The sequence below is a fragment of the Streptomyces glaucescens genome, from assembly GCF_000761215.1.
GTDB classification, from domain to species: domain Bacteria; phylum Actinomycetota; class Actinomycetes; order Streptomycetales; family Streptomycetaceae; genus Streptomyces; species Streptomyces glaucescens_B.
The window spans coordinates 5,438,705-5,453,126 of sequence record NZ_CP009438.1 but is presented as its reverse complement, the minus strand read 5'-3'; the positions used below and the strand labels follow the sequence as shown (position 1 = coordinate 5,453,126).

Annotated in this window: 13 protein-coding genes; 3 read left to right on the top strand and 10 right to left on the bottom strand. The window is 72.5% G+C overall.

Features of this window, described 5'->3' with window-relative positions:
- Window positions 1-126: 126 nt before the first annotated feature.
- Complete coding sequence (locus tag SGLAU_RS23745) at window positions 127-669, bottom strand: hypothetical protein (protein WP_043504382.1); 543 nt, start codon at window positions 667-669, stop codon at window positions 127-129.
- Window positions 666-1,019 (bottom strand): PadR family transcriptional regulator, encoded by a 354-nt coding sequence (locus SGLAU_RS23740; protein WP_063838887.1) that lies wholly within the window; start codon window positions 1,017-1,019, stop codon window positions 666-668. The genes SGLAU_RS23745 and SGLAU_RS23740 overlap by 4 nt, the downstream gene beginning before the upstream one ends.
- A 273-nt stretch (window positions 1,020-1,292) precedes the next feature.
- On the opposite strand from SGLAU_RS23740, the gene SGLAU_RS23735 reads away from it, so the two are divergent.
- Window positions 1,293-1,697, top strand: a complete 405-nt coding sequence (locus tag SGLAU_RS23735; protein ID WP_043504378.1) for a winged helix-turn-helix transcriptional regulator — start codon at window positions 1,293-1,295, stop codon at window positions 1,695-1,697.
- A gap of 9 nt (window positions 1,698-1,706) precedes the next feature.
- On the opposite strand, the gene mutM is transcribed toward SGLAU_RS23735, so the two are convergent.
- The 8 genes from mutM to recG all read right to left on the bottom strand — a co-directional run bounded on the left by mutM (window position 1,707) and on the right by recG (window position 9,135).
- Window positions 1,707-2,567 carry a bifunctional DNA-formamidopyrimidine glycosylase/DNA-(apurinic or apyrimidinic site) lyase gene (gene mutM, locus SGLAU_RS23730; protein ID WP_043504376.1) on the bottom strand — a complete coding sequence of 287 codons (861 nt, stop codon included), beginning with the start codon at window positions 2,565-2,567 and terminating at the stop codon, window positions 1,707-1,709.
- A gap of 82 nt (window positions 2,568-2,649) precedes the next feature.
- The gene (gene rnc, locus SGLAU_RS23725) at window positions 2,650-3,468 is read right to left on the bottom strand and encodes a ribonuclease III (RefSeq protein WP_043504375.1); all 819 of its coding nucleotides are present in this window, start codon (window positions 3,466-3,468) and stop codon (window positions 2,650-2,652) included.
- A 19-nt stretch (window positions 3,469-3,487) separates the two neighbouring features.
- On the bottom strand, window positions 3,488-3,661 hold the full coding sequence (gene rpmF, locus SGLAU_RS23720; RefSeq protein WP_003951102.1) for a 50S ribosomal protein L32: 174 nt from the start codon (window positions 3,659-3,661) through the stop codon (window positions 3,488-3,490).
- 2 nt (window positions 3,662-3,663) lie between these two features.
- Window positions 3,664-4,308, bottom strand: coding sequence for a YceD family protein (locus SGLAU_RS23715; protein ID WP_043504374.1), 645 nt, complete (start codon window positions 4,306-4,308; stop codon window positions 3,664-3,666).
- A 129-nt stretch (window positions 4,309-4,437) separates the two neighbouring features.
- Window positions 4,438-5,493 carry an ATP synthase F0 subunit B gene (locus SGLAU_RS23710; RefSeq protein WP_043504373.1) on the bottom strand — a complete coding sequence of 352 codons (1,056 nt, stop codon included), beginning with the start codon at window positions 5,491-5,493 and terminating at the stop codon, window positions 4,438-4,440.
- Window positions 5,494-5,592: 99 nt separating this feature from the next.
- Window positions 5,593-6,072: a pantetheine-phosphate adenylyltransferase gene (coaD, locus tag SGLAU_RS23705; protein ID WP_043504372.1), complete on the bottom strand. Its 480-nt coding sequence runs from the start codon at window positions 6,070-6,072 to the stop codon at window positions 5,593-5,595.
- 26 nt (window positions 6,073-6,098) lie between these two features.
- Window positions 6,099-6,686, bottom strand: coding sequence for a 16S rRNA (guanine(966)-N(2))-methyltransferase RsmD (rsmD, locus tag SGLAU_RS23700; RefSeq protein ID WP_043504371.1), 588 nt, complete (start codon window positions 6,684-6,686; stop codon window positions 6,099-6,101).
- Window positions 6,687-6,927: 241 nt separating this feature from the next.
- Window positions 6,928-9,135 carry an ATP-dependent DNA helicase RecG gene (gene recG, locus SGLAU_RS23695; RefSeq protein WP_043504370.1) on the bottom strand — a complete coding sequence of 736 codons (2,208 nt, stop codon included), beginning with the start codon at window positions 9,133-9,135 and terminating at the stop codon, window positions 6,928-6,930.
- A gap of 188 nt (window positions 9,136-9,323) precedes the next feature.
- Between recG and SGLAU_RS23690 the strand changes: the two genes are divergently transcribed.
- Entirely contained in the window at window positions 9,324-11,159 is a 1,836-nt protein-coding gene (locus tag SGLAU_RS23690) for an HSP90 family protein (protein ID WP_043504368.1), read from the top strand.
- Window positions 11,159-14,413, top strand: coding sequence for a tetratricopeptide repeat protein (locus SGLAU_RS23685; protein ID WP_043504367.1), 3,255 nt, complete (start codon window positions 11,159-11,161; stop codon window positions 14,411-14,413). The genes SGLAU_RS23690 and SGLAU_RS23685 overlap by 1 nt, the downstream gene beginning before the upstream one ends.
- Window positions 14,414-14,422: the final 9 nt, after the last annotated feature.

Below are 14,422 nucleotides of genomic sequence, written 5' to 3'. Positions count from 1 at the left end.
GCTCCCGGCCAAAGTCGCTACGCCGACCGCGTGGGCACCACAAAGGGCGCGATGGCCCACTCTCACAACCAACAGGAAAACCCGCCACCACATATGAGCAGTGACGGGTTCTCTCAATTCGGCCAACTAGTTGCGCTCATAGACACCCAAGTAAATTCGCTTACGCTGGAAATCCACCGTCACGCCTTCCCTCACAGCAACGCTCCTGGGAAGGATTCCACGGATCCCCTCAGCCTCCTCCAAAGCCCTCATGAGGTCGCCCAGATTGATGCTGAATTCCTGACCTTCCGAGCCCACCGGATGGAACGTAAAGGTCATCCGGCGCTTCAGACGCCAGCGGCGGGCAAGGGAGGGAGCCACTATGGAAAGAGTGGCATCGACCAAACGTACGATCTGCCACCGGTAGGCATAGCCGCGAGTGTTCCAGTGGAGAGCAGGAACCGCCCCAACAACGACACCCATGGCCTTGACCAGCTTGGTCACCTTACCAGGGGTGTCCTCGAGCGCGGCAACCCATTCTTCGGCGTAGCGCTCAGCCAGGGCGGCATCACCGATAAACCTGGCGCCGCCTCGCAACGCCTTACGGGCCAACCACGGAGCGACTTCACTAAACTCAGCGAGCAACACAGGGACCACAACCACGGAGACGATCACCCAAAAGGAACTCACCGCTCCACCCCCAGAATCCGACCCAGGCCCGGAATGGGGAAACGCGAGGTGCGATCCTTGGCCGATTCCTGCTGACGCCGCTCGGCGAGCAGAAGACGCGCTGCGCTAAGACCGTCAGAGCTCAGATGATAGAAGCGCCGCCGCGGCTTACCGAGATTCTCCGTATTTTCAGTTTCCCAATAACTCTCGACCCAGCCCGCCTCCTCCAGGCGCGACAGAATCACGTAGACGCTCCCGGTCGGGCGCTCCGCCTCTTTGGCCAAGGCGAACCCATGAAGGTCCTCCTCGCAGGAGACGAGCACGCCGAGCACATCGAGCGTCGCCGGTGTAACTCGGGACAACTTCCTCATGCGCCTAACTCTACATATGAAGAGATAGGTCGGCAACCTCGTTTCCCAGAGGAGGCGACACGCGAAGCTCGGGCCGCCTCTGGGCCGTGCGAGGGCGCTCAGCGACGACCAACGCTGACAACCACCGACAGCTAAGTCGCAGGTCGCAGCGTTGATCGATTGCACGGCCGCAGATCAGAGCCCCTGGCCCTTCACTTCTTCGGGTACTGAACCCGCTGACTGCCGGTAAGCGCTCACCCTCGGTTTGCGCTGTCATCGCCTAAGCTGGACCGTATGACCACGGTCGAGGAGTGCTCCGCCGCCGAGCAGGAGCTGCCGTACAACGTGTTCTCCAGGGCGTGTCCGTCGCGCGGGACGCTGGAGCACGTCACGGGGCGCTGGGGGGCGCTCACGCTCGGGGCGCTGCACGAGGGTTCGTTCCGGTTCAACGAGCTGCGCCGCCGGGTCGACGGGGTGAGCGAGAAGATGCTGTCCCAGACGCTGCACGCGCTGGAGCGTGACGGCCTGGTGCACCGCGAGGCGCAGCCGACCAACCCGCCCCGGGTCGACTACGAACTGACCCCCCTCGGCCGTGCGGTCACCGAGCGCCTGATGAGCCTCATCCACTTCGTGGAGGGCCGTATGGACGACGTCCTGGCCGCTCGGGAGCGGTACGACTCGGCACGCGCCTCCCGCTGACCCGCCTCCTCACGCCGAGATGCGCGGCGGGCGCTGGCAGCGCGGGCAGTAGTAGCTGGAGCGGTTCATCCAGGGCCGGCGGCGCATCGGCGTGCCGCACCGCTTGCAGGGCTGTCCTTCACGGCCGTACGCATCCAGGGAGCGGTCGAAGTAGCCGGACTCGCCGTTGACGTTGACGTAGAGGCTGTCGAAGCTGGTGCCGCCGACCGCGAGGGCCGCGTTCATGACGTCCCGGACGTGGCCCAGCAGCTCCCGGCTGCGGGGGCGGGTGAAGGTGGAGGTCGGGCGGTCGTAGTGCAGGCGGGCCCGCCACAGTGCCTCGTCCGCGTAGATGTTGCCGACACCGCTGATCAGCGACTGGTCGAGCAGGGCCCGTTTGATGGTGGTGCGCTTGCGGCGCAGCGCCTGGTGGAAGGCCTCCTCGTCGAACAGCGGATCGAGGGGGTCGCGGGCGATGTGCGCGATGACGTCGGGCAGGCCACCGGGACCGGTGTCGTGCAGGGACAGGCCGCCGAAGGTGCGCTGGTCGACGAAGCGGAGTTCGGTGCCCAGCCCGTCGGTGAACCGGACACGGACGCGCAGGTGCTTCTCGTCGGGCGCCTCGTGCGGCTGGACGAGCAGCTGACCGCTCATGCCGAGGTGGGCGAGGACGGCCTGGCCGCTGTCCTCCAGGGGGAGCCACAGGTATTTGCCGCGCCGGCTGGGGACGCCGATCCGGTGGCCCTCCAGCCGGTGCGCGAAGTCGTCGGGCCCCGCGGTGTGGCGGCGTACGGCGCGCGGGTGCAGCACCTCGGCGCCGGCGACGGTCCGGTGGGCGACCCACCGTTCCAGGCCGCGCCGGACGACCTCGACCTCGGGCAGCTCGGGCATGGGGACCCCCGTGGTGGCTGAGGAGAGGGGAAGGAACGAGCGCCCGCCCCGGAAAGGCGGGGCAGGCGTTCGGTCGGGTGGGTCAGGCGGTCGCCGACGAGGTGTCGGTCGCGCTGCCCTCCGTGGCCGGAGCGGCGTCGGCGGCGGTCGCGGCCGCCATGGCCGCGGCCTTGGCCCGCTCGTCCGCGGCGGCGCGGATGGCCCGCCAGGCGGACTCCGCGGCCTGCTGCTCGGCCTCCTTCTTGCTGCGGCCGGTGCCGGTGCCGTACGAGACGCCTCCGACGCGGGCGGCAGCAGTGAAGGTCTTCTCGTGGTCGGGGCCGGTCTCCGTGACCAGGTACTCGGGGACTCCGAGACCCTCGGTCGCGGTCAGCTCCTGGAGCGAGGTCTTCCAGTCCAGGCCGGCGCCCAGGTTGGAGGACTTCTCGATCAGGGGGTCGAACAGGCGGTGCACCAGCTCCGCCGCCGAGTCCAGGCCCTGGTCGAGATAGACGGCGCCGATCACCGCTTCGAGGGTGTCGGCGAGGATGGACGCCTTGTCCCGGCCGCCCGTGCCCTCTTCACCCCGGCCGAGCCGGATGAAGGAGCCGAGGTCCAGCGTTCGTCCCACTTCCGCCAGCGCACGCGAGTTGACCACCGCGGCCCGCAGCTTGGCCAGCTGGCCTTCGGGCAGGTCGGGGTGGGTGCGGTACAGCGTGTCCGTGACGACGAGGCCGAGGACGGAGTCCCCCAGGAACTCCAGCCGCTCGTTCGTCGGCAGACCGCCGTTCTCGTACGCGTAGGAACGGTGGGTCAGCGCTCGCACCAGAAGGGCGGACTCGACCTTGTAGCCGAGCCGCCCTTCCAGAAGCGTGTGGGACGAGGCCTGGTTGTCCGCAGAGTTCTTCTTCGGCGTGGACACAGTGCCTCTCACCAGCCGCTCAGACCTCGAGGACCTGGCGCTTGTTGTAGGTGCCGCACGACGGGCACGCGATGTGCTGCTGCTTGGGCTCGTGGCAGCGCTCGCACGCAACCAGGGTGGGGACCGCAGCCTTCCACTGCGACCGGCGGTGGCGCGTGTTGCTGCGCGACATCTTCCGCTTCGGAACAGCCACGGCTACTTCTCCTGCTTCTCGTCGACGCCCGGTTCGGCGCCGCTCATCTCGTCCTTATCGCCGGATTCGAGCGAACCGGCGATTCCCTGCAATGCCGCCCAACGGATGTCGACGGCGTCATGGTGGTGGTCCGGGTCGTCCGCGAGGCGTGCCCCGCACTGGGAGCACAGGCCCGGGCAGTCTTCCTGGCACACCGGCTGCATCGGCAGTGCGAGCACCACCGCATCGCGCAGCACAGGTTCGAGGTCGAAGAGTCCGTCCTCGAGGAAGAGCCTGTCCTCGTCGTCCTCGGCGTCGTCGGCCGGTTCCGCTTTGACACGGCCCCGGTCGTCGGCGTCAGGGTACGAGAACATCTCCTGGAAGTCCGCTTCGAGCTCCTGCTCCAGCGGCTCCAGACACCTTACGCACTCCCCCTCGGCCGTTGCACGGGCGGTGCCTGTGACGAGCACACCTTCCATGACCGACTCGAGTCGGAGTTCGAGCTCCACCGGCTTGCCCTCCGGCACTCCGATGACTCCCTGGAGACCGAGGTCCCGGGGGGCGTCGATCGTGCGGGTCAGGCGCTGCAGCGCGCCAGGACGCCGCCCCAGCTCGTGCGTGTCGAACACGAGAGGGTTGCGGTGGTCTGGGCGGGCGTGAGAGGCCATTCCTGCTTTCGATCTTCCAAGCTCGGACGGACGCCGCCCTCGGTGTTCCCGGGCAGCGCTGATCGCGAACGTACGCGCGACCGAAGAGCCAGGATACTTGACCTTTCGCTCTCGGCCCAATCCGCGGGGTCAGCCGTTGCCGCGCCCCTGTTCGTACGCCCGCAGCTGCTCCGCGCTGATCATGCTGGTGTCGAAGAGGCTGGTCTCGTCCAGGGCGTATCCCTGGTGGGCCTGCGGGGGCTGCGCGGGCTGCGGCGGGACGGGCTGGGCGGGCTGCTGCGGGTCGTAGGCGGCCTGCTGGTCGTAGCCGCCCTGGTAGGCGTAGGGGTCGGGCTGCCGGTAGCCGTACGGGTCCTCGGGGGCGTACCCCTGCTGGTAGCCGCCGTAGGGGTCGGGCTGCTGCTGGTAGCCGTACGCCGGCTCCGGCTGCTGCGGCGGGGCGGGCTGCCCGGCGCGGGCGTCCTGCTCCGCGAGCGCGGCGAGGTCGGCCAGGTAGTCGGCGTCGCTGGAGTGCTGGACAGTGCTGGTGTCGTCGGCGAGCGCGCCGAGGTCGTCGCTGGCGATCCGGCCGTGCAGCTTCTGCCGGCCGCGCCCGACGGCCTCCAGGGTCTTGGCGAGGACCGCCTCGAAGGCGCCGAGCTTGACGTCCACGTACTCGTCGGCGGTGCGGCGCAGGGTCTCCGGGTCGTGGCTGCGCTCGGGGGCGTCCTCGTCGGCGTAGCCGTGCTCGTCGAGGCCCGGGCCGGTGCCCAGCAGCTTCTCGCGGCCGCGGCCGACCGAGCCGAGGGTCTTGGTGAGGACAACCTCGAAGTTGGCGAGCTTGGAGTCGACGTAGTCGTCGGCCTCGGCGCGGATCTCCTCGGCCTCCTTGCGGGCCTCGGCGAGGATCCGGTCGGCCTCCGCCTGGGAGCGGCGGGCGACCTCGGTGCCGGAGACCAGCGAGCCGCGCTGGGCGTGCGCCTCGGCGATGATCCGCTCGGCCTCCTGGCGGGCCTGCTCGACCATCTGCTCGCGGTCGCCGATGAGTTCCTGCGCCTGGGCGAGCGAGTCGGGCAGCGCCGCGCGCACCTCTTCGAGCATCGAGAGCAGTTCGGCGCGGTTGACCACGCACGAGGCCGACATCGGCATCGACCGGGCACTGGAGACCGCCGCGACGATCTCGTCGAGCTTCTTCTGCACGTCCACCGTGTGCTCGCCACTCTCTACAGCTGTGTTGGAGACGGACGGGACGACTGTACGGCCCTGGGGCGCCTGGTGGACACCGGGTGACGGCCCGTCAGGGGCTCAGTCCTGGCGCAGCCGCCCGGTGAGTGCGTCGAGCACCTCCGGCGGCACCAGGTGGGACACGTCCCCGCCCCAGGCCGCGACCTCCTTGACCAGGGAGGACGACAGGAAGCTGTAGGTGGGGTTGGTGGGCACGAAGAGGGTCTCGACGCCGGTGAGGCCGTTGTTCATCTGGGCCATCTGCAGCTCGTAGTCGAAGTCGCTGACGGCGCGCAGGCCCTTGACGATGGCGGGGATGTCCCGCTCCTTGCAGAAGTCGACGAGGAGGCCGTGGAAGGCCTCGACGCGGACGTTGGCGTACTCCGAGGTGACCTGGCGGATCAGATCGATCCGCTCGTCGATCTCGAACAGGCCCTTCTTGGACTTGTTGATCATGACCGCGACATAGACCTCGTCGTAGAGGCGGGAGGCGCGGGCAATGATGTCGAGGTGTCCGTTGGTGATCGGGTCGAACGACCCGGGACAGACGGCACGGCGCACTTGAGATCCCTCGCTCTCCGGTCCGGTCATGGTGCGTCTTCGCACGTGGCGGCGGCGCGACCGTACCAAAACGTTCCCTCTCCGTAGCGACGGGCCCTCAGCGGCTCGAAGCCGTCCGGCCACCGGAATTCACCGCCCCTGGTGCTGCGCTCCACGGTGACGAGGGCGTCCTCCGCGAGCCAGCCCTCCGCGCGGAGTGTGAGCAGAATCTCGCGAAGATCGTGATCTGTGACTCGGTACGGCGGGTCCAGGAAGACGATGTCGTACGGCTGCTCCGGCGGGCCCGAACGGATGATCTGCTCGGCTTTGCCCGCCCTGACCTCGGCGCCGGGCAGGCCGAGGCTGCGCACGTTCTCCCGGACGATCCGGGCGGCCCGGGCGTCGGCCTCGACCAGCAGGGTGTGGCCCGCGCCGCGCGACAGGGCCTCCAGGCCGACGGCGCCCGACCCGGCGTACAGGTCGAGCACCCGCTCGCCCTCCAGGGGGCCGCCGAGCAGGGACTGCCAGGTCGAGAAAAGGCCCTCGCGCGCGCGGTCGGAGGTGGGACGGGTGCCGGTCCCTGGCGGGACGGCCAGGCGGCGTCCGCCGGCCTTGCCGGCGATCACGCGGGTCATCTGGGGTCCTTGTTCGTGGGTGTCTTACCGGTTCAGTCTGGCAGGCGCCGGCGGGGGTGCGCGATCGCCGTGGGCGGGCGCGGACGCGGGCGCCGGTGCGGGCGCGGAGGCCGGCGCGGGGGCGGCACCGGCGCCGGTGCGGACGCGTGGGGGTGTGCGGGGCCTGGTGACCGGCGGCCGGCCGCGTCCCCCGCGGCGGAGCCGCACGTCGATACGGCCCCGCATCCCCCGATGGTCATCCTCAGCCCTTTTCCAGATACTGCTCCCGCTCCTCGTCCAGGAGGGCGTCCAGCGCGGTGCGCAGGCCCGGCAGGGAGGTCAGCTCGGGGTCCGCCGTCACCACCTTCGCGGCCTCGTCCCGGGCCTGCGCGATGATCTCCTCGTCCTCGATGACGGCGAGGACCTTGAGGCTGGTGCGGGCGCCGGACTGGGCCTGTCCGAGGACGTCACCCTCGCGGCGCTGTTCCAGGTCGATGCGGGACAGCTCGAACCCGTCGAGGGTGGCGGCGACCGCGTTCAGACGCTGGCGGGCCGGGCTCGCCTCGGGCATCTCGGTGACCAGGAGGCACAGACCGGGCGCCGAGCCACGGCCCACCCGGCCGCGCAGCTGGTGCAGCTGGGAGACGCCGAAGCGGTCGGCGTCCATGATGACCATGACGGTGGCGTTCGGCACGTTCACACCGACCTCGATGACCGTCGTGGCGACCAGTACGTCCGTCTCGCCGGCGGCGAAGCGGCGCATGACGGCGTCCTTGTCGTCGGGGTGCATGCGCCCGTGCAGGACCTCCACCCGCAGCCCCTGCAGGGGGCCCTTGGCCAGCTCGTCGGCGACGTCCAGGACGGCGAGCGGGGGACGCTTCTCCGCCTCGTCCTCGGGGGACGGTTTCCTCGTCGCGCTCTTCGGGTCCGACTCCTCGTCACCGATGCGGGGGCAGACGACGTACGCCTGATGGCCGTTGGACGCCTCCTCACGGACCCGTTCCCAGGTGCGGGCGAGGAAGTGGGGCTTGTCGGCGGCGGGCACGACATGGCTGGCGATCGGGGAGCGGCCGGCCGGGAGCTGGTCGAGGACGGAGGTCTCCAGGTCGCCGAAGACGGTCATGGCGACGGTCCGCGGGATGGGCGTGGCCGTCATCACGAGCAGGTGCGGGGGCTGCTTGCCCTTGCCGCGCAGGGCGTCGCGCTGTTCGACGCCGAAGCGGTGCTGTTCGTCGACCACGACCAGGCCGAGGTCGTGGAACTGGACCTTGTCCTCGATCAGCGCGTGTGTCCCGATCACGATGCCGGCCTCGCCGGTGGCCAGGTCGAGCAGGGCCTGCCGGCGGGCCGCGGCGCTCATCGAGCCGGTGAGCAGCACGACCTTGGTGGCGTGCTCGGCGCCGCCGAGCATGCCGCCCTGCGCCAGTTCGCCCATCATCTCCACGATCGACCGGTGGTGCTGCTGGGCGAGCACCTCGGTGGGCGCGAGCATCGCGGCCTGGCCGCCTGCGTCGACGACGGCGAGCATGGCGCGCAGCGCGACCATCGTCTTCCCGGACCCCACCTCGCCCTGGAGCAACCGGTGCATCGGGTGCTCGGCGGCCAGGTCGTCGAAGATCTCCCGGGAGACCTTGCGCTGGCCTTCGGTGAGGGTGAAGGGGAGGCGGTCGTCGAAGGCGGCGAGGAGGCCGTCCGGCCGGGGCCTGCGGGGGACGGCCGGGAGCTGCGCGTCCGCATGGCGGCGGCGGGCCAGGGCGACCTGGAGGACGAAGGCCTCGTCCCACTTGAGGCGGTCGCGGGCGGCGGCGACGTCCGCCTTGGTGTGCGGGCGGTGGATCTTCATCAGGGCTTCCGGGAGCGGCAGCAGGCCGCGGCCCTCGCGCAGGGCGGGTGGCAGCGGGTCGACGGCTTCCTGCGCGCTGGGCAGCACGGTCTGGACCGCTTTGCCGATCTTCCAGGACTCCAGCTTGGCGGTCGCCGGATAGATGGGGATCAGGGCGCCCGCCCAGGTCTCCACCGTCTCCTCGCTGTCGCCGCGCAGCAGTTCGTACGCCGGGTGGGCGAGCTGGAGGCGGCGGTTGAAGAGCGAGACCTTGCCCGAGAACATCGCGGAGGTGCCCGGCAGGAGTTCCTTCAGGGGCTTGTGCACGCCGTTGCCGAAGAAGACGAGCTGGAGCCGGCCGCTGCCGTCGGTGATGGTCACCTCCAGGCGCTGGCCCTTGCCGCGGGGCGCCCGCGTGGAGGCGAAGGTGTGCAGCCGGGCGTCGGCGACCCGGGCGACCACCGTGACGTGCTCGTCCATGGGGAGGTCGGCGAGGTGGGTGAGCTGGCCCCGTTCCTCGTATCTGCGCGGGTAGTGGTGCAGGAGGTCGCCGACGGTGTGCAGGCCGAGGTGCTCGGCCATCACCTTCGCGGTGGCGGGGCCGAGCACCTTCTTCAGGGGTTCGTCCAGTGCGGGCACGAGATCCATTGCACACCACGGCACTGACAACGCGCTGCGCGACCCGGCCCCCGCTGCGGATCCGTCTGGGGAAACCCCTGGTCAGGCGGTTTGCTCCGGCTCTAGGATGGCGCGCTCCCGCCATCCCTCCGCGGTCACCGCACACCGGGGCCGCCCGACCCCGCGCCGTCGCCCCTCCCCCCACCGGCGCCGTGACGATGGACTCCCAGACCCCACAGTCATCCCAGTCATCCCCGGCGTCCTCGGCGCCCCACACGTTCCAGGTCGACCTGCGCGGTCTGGTGGACCTGCTCTCCCATCACCTCTACTCCAGTCCCAAGGTCTACCTGCGGGAACTGCTGCAGAACGCGGTCGACGCCATCACCGCCCGGCGCGCCGAGCAGCCCGGCGCCCCGGCCAGGGTGCGGCTGTCCGCGGAGGGCGGCACGCTGCGCGTGGAGGACTCCGGCGTCGGGCTCACCGAGTCCGACGTGCACACACTGCTGGCGACCATCGGCCGCAGCTCGAAGCGGGCCGACGGCCTCCAGGAGGCACGGTCCGACTTCCTCGGGCAGTTCGGCATCGGGCTGCTGGCGTGCTTCGTGGTCGCCGAGCGGATCCGGGTCGTCAGCCGCAGTGCCCGTACGCCGGACGCCCGGCCCGTGGAGTGGACGGCGTCGGACGACGGGTCGTACACCGTGCGGACCCTGTCCGACGAGGCCCGGCCCGAACCCGGCACCACCGTGCACCTGGTGGCGCGGGCCGGCGCCGGGGAGTGGCTGTCGCGGGAGCGGGTCCTGGCGCTGGCGCGGGACTTCGGCGCGCTGCTGCCGTACGACGTGCGGGTGGACGGGGAGCCGGTCACCGACCTGCCCGCGCCGTGGGACCGGCCGTACCCCTCCCCCGCCGCCCGCCGGGCGGCGCTCGCGCGCCACTGCCACGAGCAGTTCGGGTTCACCCCGCTGGACACGATCGGCCTCGACGTGCCGCTCGCGGGCGTTCGCGGGGTGGCGTACGTCCTGCCCTCCGCCGTCAGCCCCGCCCAGCGCGCCCGGCACCGGGTGCACCTGAAGGGCATGCTGCTGACCGAGCGGGCCGAGCAGTTGCTGCCCGACTGGGCGTTCTTCGTGCGCTGCGTCCTCGACACCGACAGCCTGCGGCCGACCGCCTCGCGCGAGGCGCTGTACGAGGACGGGACACTGGCCGCCGTACGGGAGGCGCTGGGCGAGCGGATCCGGGCGTGGCTGGCCGGGCTCGCGGCCGGTGATCCGCAGCGGCTGACGGCCTTCCTGTCGGTGCACCACCTCGGCGTGAAGTCCCTCGCGCGGCACGACCCCGAGATGCTCGCGACGATGCTGCCGTGGCTGCCGTTCGAGACGACCGACGGGCAGCTCTCCCTGGAGGAGTTCGCGCGGCGGCACCCGGTGGTGCACTACACGCGGACCGTCGAGGAGTTCCGCCAGGTCGCACCGATCGCCTCCGCGCAGGGCATCGGCGTCGTCAACGGCGGTTACACCTACGACAGCGACCTGGTCGAGGCCCTGCCCTCGGTGCGTCCGGGAACGGCGGTCGCGGAGCTGGACGCGGACACGGTGACCGCGCACCTGGATCCGGTGGAGCCCGCCGCGGAGCTGGCCCTCGCCGACTTCCTGGCCACCGCGCGGGCCACCCTGGACCCGCTGGGCTGCGACGTCGTGCTGCGCGCCTTCCACCCGGCGTCGGTGCCCGCGCTGCACCTGGACGACCGCGGGGCCCGGCACGAGCAGGCCCGCGCGCGGGCCGAGGAGGAGGCCGACGCCCTGTGGGCGGGCATCCTCGGTTCGCTGCGCGGCGGCGCCCCGCGCGCGCGGCTGGTGCTGAACCACCTCAATCCGCTGATCCGGCGGATCGGTTCGCTGCCGGGGCGGGAACTGGCCGGCACGGCCACGGAGTCCCTGTACGGCCAGGCCCTGCTGAGGGCGCAGCGCCCGCTGCGGCCCGCCGACTCGGCGCTGCTGAACCGGGCGTTCCTCGATCTTCTGGAATGGGCCACTCACCGCGAGGACGACCACTGATGAACGAGATCACGGACATCGACTCCCTGCGCGAGGCGCTGGCGGAGAACGCGGCGCGGCCCGAGGGACCGGCCCGCAACGCGCGCGCGGAGGAGCTGCTGGCCGCGGCGGAGCGGCTGGAGCTCCCGCTCGCCCTGATCGAGGCGCTGGGGCACCAGCTCACCGTCTACAACTACAGCTCCGAGAAAGCCAAGATGTTCGTCCCGTTCGCGCGGCTGCTGCGCATGTGGGACGAGCGCCCGGAGGATTTCGACGAGCAGGAGGCCCACTCGCTGCACTGGGTCTTCAAGTGGATGACGACCGGCATGCTCGACCAGCCGCACATCCCGCTGGCCTCCATCGAGCAGTGGCTCGGCGAGATGGAGCGGCGCTACCGGCTGGCCGGGCACTCCGAGCGGGCGGTGCGCGGCGCCGAGTTCCATGTCGCCGCGCACGTCGGGGACGTGCCCCGCGCGGAGCGCGCCTACGCGGCGTGGCTGGCCGCCGACCGGGACTCCATGGCCGACTGCCACGCCTGCGAGCTGGACGGGCAGGGCTGGTGGCAGGCGGAGCGGGGCCGGGACGAGGAGGCGTTGCGGGTCTGGCGGCCCGTCCTGGACGGCGAGTTCTCCTGCGCCCACGAGCCGCACTCGGTGCTCGCCGCCTCGCTGCTGCCGCTGGTGCGGCTGGGCCGGACGGACGAGGCGCGCGCCCATCATCTGCGGGGCTTCCGGCTGGTGCGGTCCATGGAGAGCATGCGCGGCGCGTACGCCGAGCACGTGGAGTTCTGCGCGCTGACGGGCAACGAGGCACGTGCGCTGGAGCTGCTGGCGGAGCGGCCGGCGTACTTCACGGACAGCGGGCAGCCGCGCAGCCGGATGGAGTTCCTGAGCGTGGTGGCGCTGCTGATGGACCGGCTGACCGGGCTGGGCCTGGCCGGCCGGCGGGTGCCGGGACCGGCCGGGCGGGACTGGACGGCACGCGAACTCGCGGCGCACGCGCGCGTGGAGGCGCTGGCGCTGGCGGCGCGGTTCGACGAGCGCAACGGTACGGCGTACGTCAGCGACCGCGTCCGGGCCCGTATGGATCAGCCGGCGCTCGTGGAGCGGCTGCCGCTGGGGGTACGCAATCCGCGTTCGGCGCCCACGGCGCTCGCTCCGGCGCCCTCACCGGTCGCGCCACTCACGGTGCGGCCCGGCGCGGACGGCACCGCGGGCGCGGACGGCACCACCGGCGCGGACGGCGCGGACCCCGGCGGGCGGTCCGGCGGGCAGTCCGGTGGGCAGCCCGCCCTCGACGCGCTGCTGGCCGAGGCACGGCGGCTGTCGGACGCGCTCCGGCCGAACGCCGTCGAGGCGTGGGAGGCCGTGGCGCGTGCCGCCGAGGCGACCGGGGGCGCCGGGCTCGGCGTACGCGCCCGCGCGGAACTCGCCGACCACCAGGCGATGGGCCTCGGCCCGCAGGGCGTCCCCCTCTTCGAGCGCGCCGCCGAGCTGTACGCGCAGGCGGGCGACCCCGGCGAGGCCCTTGCCGCACGCGCGCGTGCCGCCTATGTGCGCGCGCTCGCGGGCTCCGTGGACGAGGCCGAGGCCGCGGTCGCCGAGCCGTACGACCGGGTTCTCGCCCTCTTCGCCGAGGAGGGCACAGGCATATCCCAGACCGCGTCGGTGCTGATGGCCCGGGCGCGGATCCTGATGCGGCGGGTGTACGAGGTGGAGGAACCCCCGTGGGACGCCGGGGAAGACGCCGCCGAGGGCGAGGGGATGGCGGCGGGGACGCCGGCGCTCACCGGGGACGAGGACCCGGCGGCACGGGCCGGGGAAGCGTCCGCGGCCCGGGGCACGGCGCGCACCCGGGAGCCCTTCCCGGCGGAGGCCGCGTCCCGCGCGGACGACACCGGGCCGGACGGGCCCGGGGGGCCGTTCCCCGCCGTGCCGGCGTCCCGCCTGGCGCACCCCGTCCTCGCCGCCGCGCAGGGCGCCGTGCGGGAGGTGCTGGCACTGGTGGACGGGCACTGCGGGGGCGATGTCCAGCTGGCCTCGCGGGCCGCCGAGGCGCGGGCGATGCTCGCGGAGCTGGCGGTCCGGGCGGGCGACCCGCGGGCGGCGACGGCACTGTTCGCGCGGGCCGCCGGGGAGTACGTGGCGGCCGGCCTGCCGTGGTTCGCCGTGGAGTACGAGGCCCGGCTGGCCGTGCTGGCCCACCGGCTCGGTGACGGCGCGGAGGCGGCGCGGGCGCTGCGCGCGGCGCTGGCGCACGGCGGCACCGAGCTGGAACCCGTCGGACGGGCGCAGCTGCACCTCCAGCTCGCCGAGGTGCTCGGCGGCGCGGGGCGGGCCGAGGAGGCCGCCGAGCACGCCCTGGAGGCGGCGCACTGGGCCGACGAGGCGGGCGAGGGCCGCACCCTGGGCCCCTGGGCACGGCAGCTGCTCGGCGGCTTCCTGCTGAGGCAGGGGCGCTGGGCCGAGGCGGCGGAGGTGCTGGAGTCCGCGCTGGCCGATCTGACCGAGGCGACGCACGGGGACGGCGCGGTCGTGCAGACACGGTGGTGGCTCGCCGACTGCCTGAGCGAGCTCGGGGAACACCAGGCGGCCGCACAGCGGCGTCTCGAGGCGGCGGAGATCGCCCGGCGCTGGCCGGAACAGCACGACCACGCGACCCTCGCCCACCTCGCCGCCGAATCGCTGGGCCACGCGGGGATGCCGGCCGAGGCCGACCAGGCCTACGCGCGCGCGGGCGAGCTGTGGCGGTCCCTCGGCAACGTCCACGGCCTCATCCGCTCGCTGCGGGCCCGCGCGTGGCTCGCGCTGCGCGCGCAGGACGGACCGGACCGCGCGCGGGAGCTGATGGCGGACGCCGTGCGGGAGTGCGCGGCGGCGCTGGACGCGGCGCCCGACGAGGAGGCCCGGCAGCGGCTCGCCGCCGAACTGGGCCACACCCACCGCCAGTTCGGTGACCTGCTGGCCCGTTCGTGCACGGAGGACGCCGAGGACGGCTGCATCCAGGCCGCGTTCGAGGCGGGCCTGGCCGAGCTGACCGAGGCCGTCGCGGTGTTCGCCGCCCTCGGCGAGGACGCCGTGGACGACCGCACCGGCGCGGAACTCGCCGCCGGCTGGCTGGAGGCCGACCTCGGCCGCCCCGCCGAGGCCGCGCTGCGCGCGCGTGGCGTACTGGCGGCGTACGCCGGTGCGGCGCCGGACGACGAGACGGCGCGGGCCCGGCGGGCGGAGGCGGAGCAGATGCTGCGGGTGGTGGGGGAAGAGGGGGAGGGCTGACCCGCCCGC

Bases quoted from the DNA above. Each gene is read 5' to 3' on its own strand.
- mutM (WP_043504376.1), bottom strand. From the start codon at position 2,567: ATGCCCGAGCTGCCCGAGGTCGAGGTCGTCCGGCGCGGCCTGGAACGG.
- SGLAU_RS23715 (WP_043504374.1), bottom strand. From the start codon at position 4,308: ATGGCCTCTCACGCCCGCCCAGACCACCGCAACCCTCTCGTGTTCGAC.
- recG (WP_043504370.1), bottom strand. From the start codon at position 9,135: ATGGATCTCGTGCCCGCACTGGACGAACCCCTGAAGAAGGTGCTCGGC.
- SGLAU_RS23685 (WP_043504367.1), top strand. From the start codon at position 11,159: ATGAACGAGATCACGGACATCGACTCCCTGCGCGAGGCGCTGGCGGAG.
- SGLAU_RS23690 (WP_043504368.1), top strand. From the start codon at position 9,324: ATGGACTCCCAGACCCCACAGTCATCCCAGTCATCCCCGGCGTCCTCG.
- SGLAU_RS23740 (WP_063838887.1), bottom strand. From the start codon at position 1,019: ATGAGGAAGTTGTCCCGAGTTACACCGGCGACGCTCGATGTGCTCGGC.
- SGLAU_RS23735 (WP_043504378.1), top strand. From the start codon at position 1,293: ATGACCACGGTCGAGGAGTGCTCCGCCGCCGAGCAGGAGCTGCCGTAC.
- rsmD (WP_043504371.1), bottom strand. From the start codon at position 6,686: ATGACCCGCGTGATCGCCGGCAAGGCCGGCGGACGCCGCCTGGCCGTC.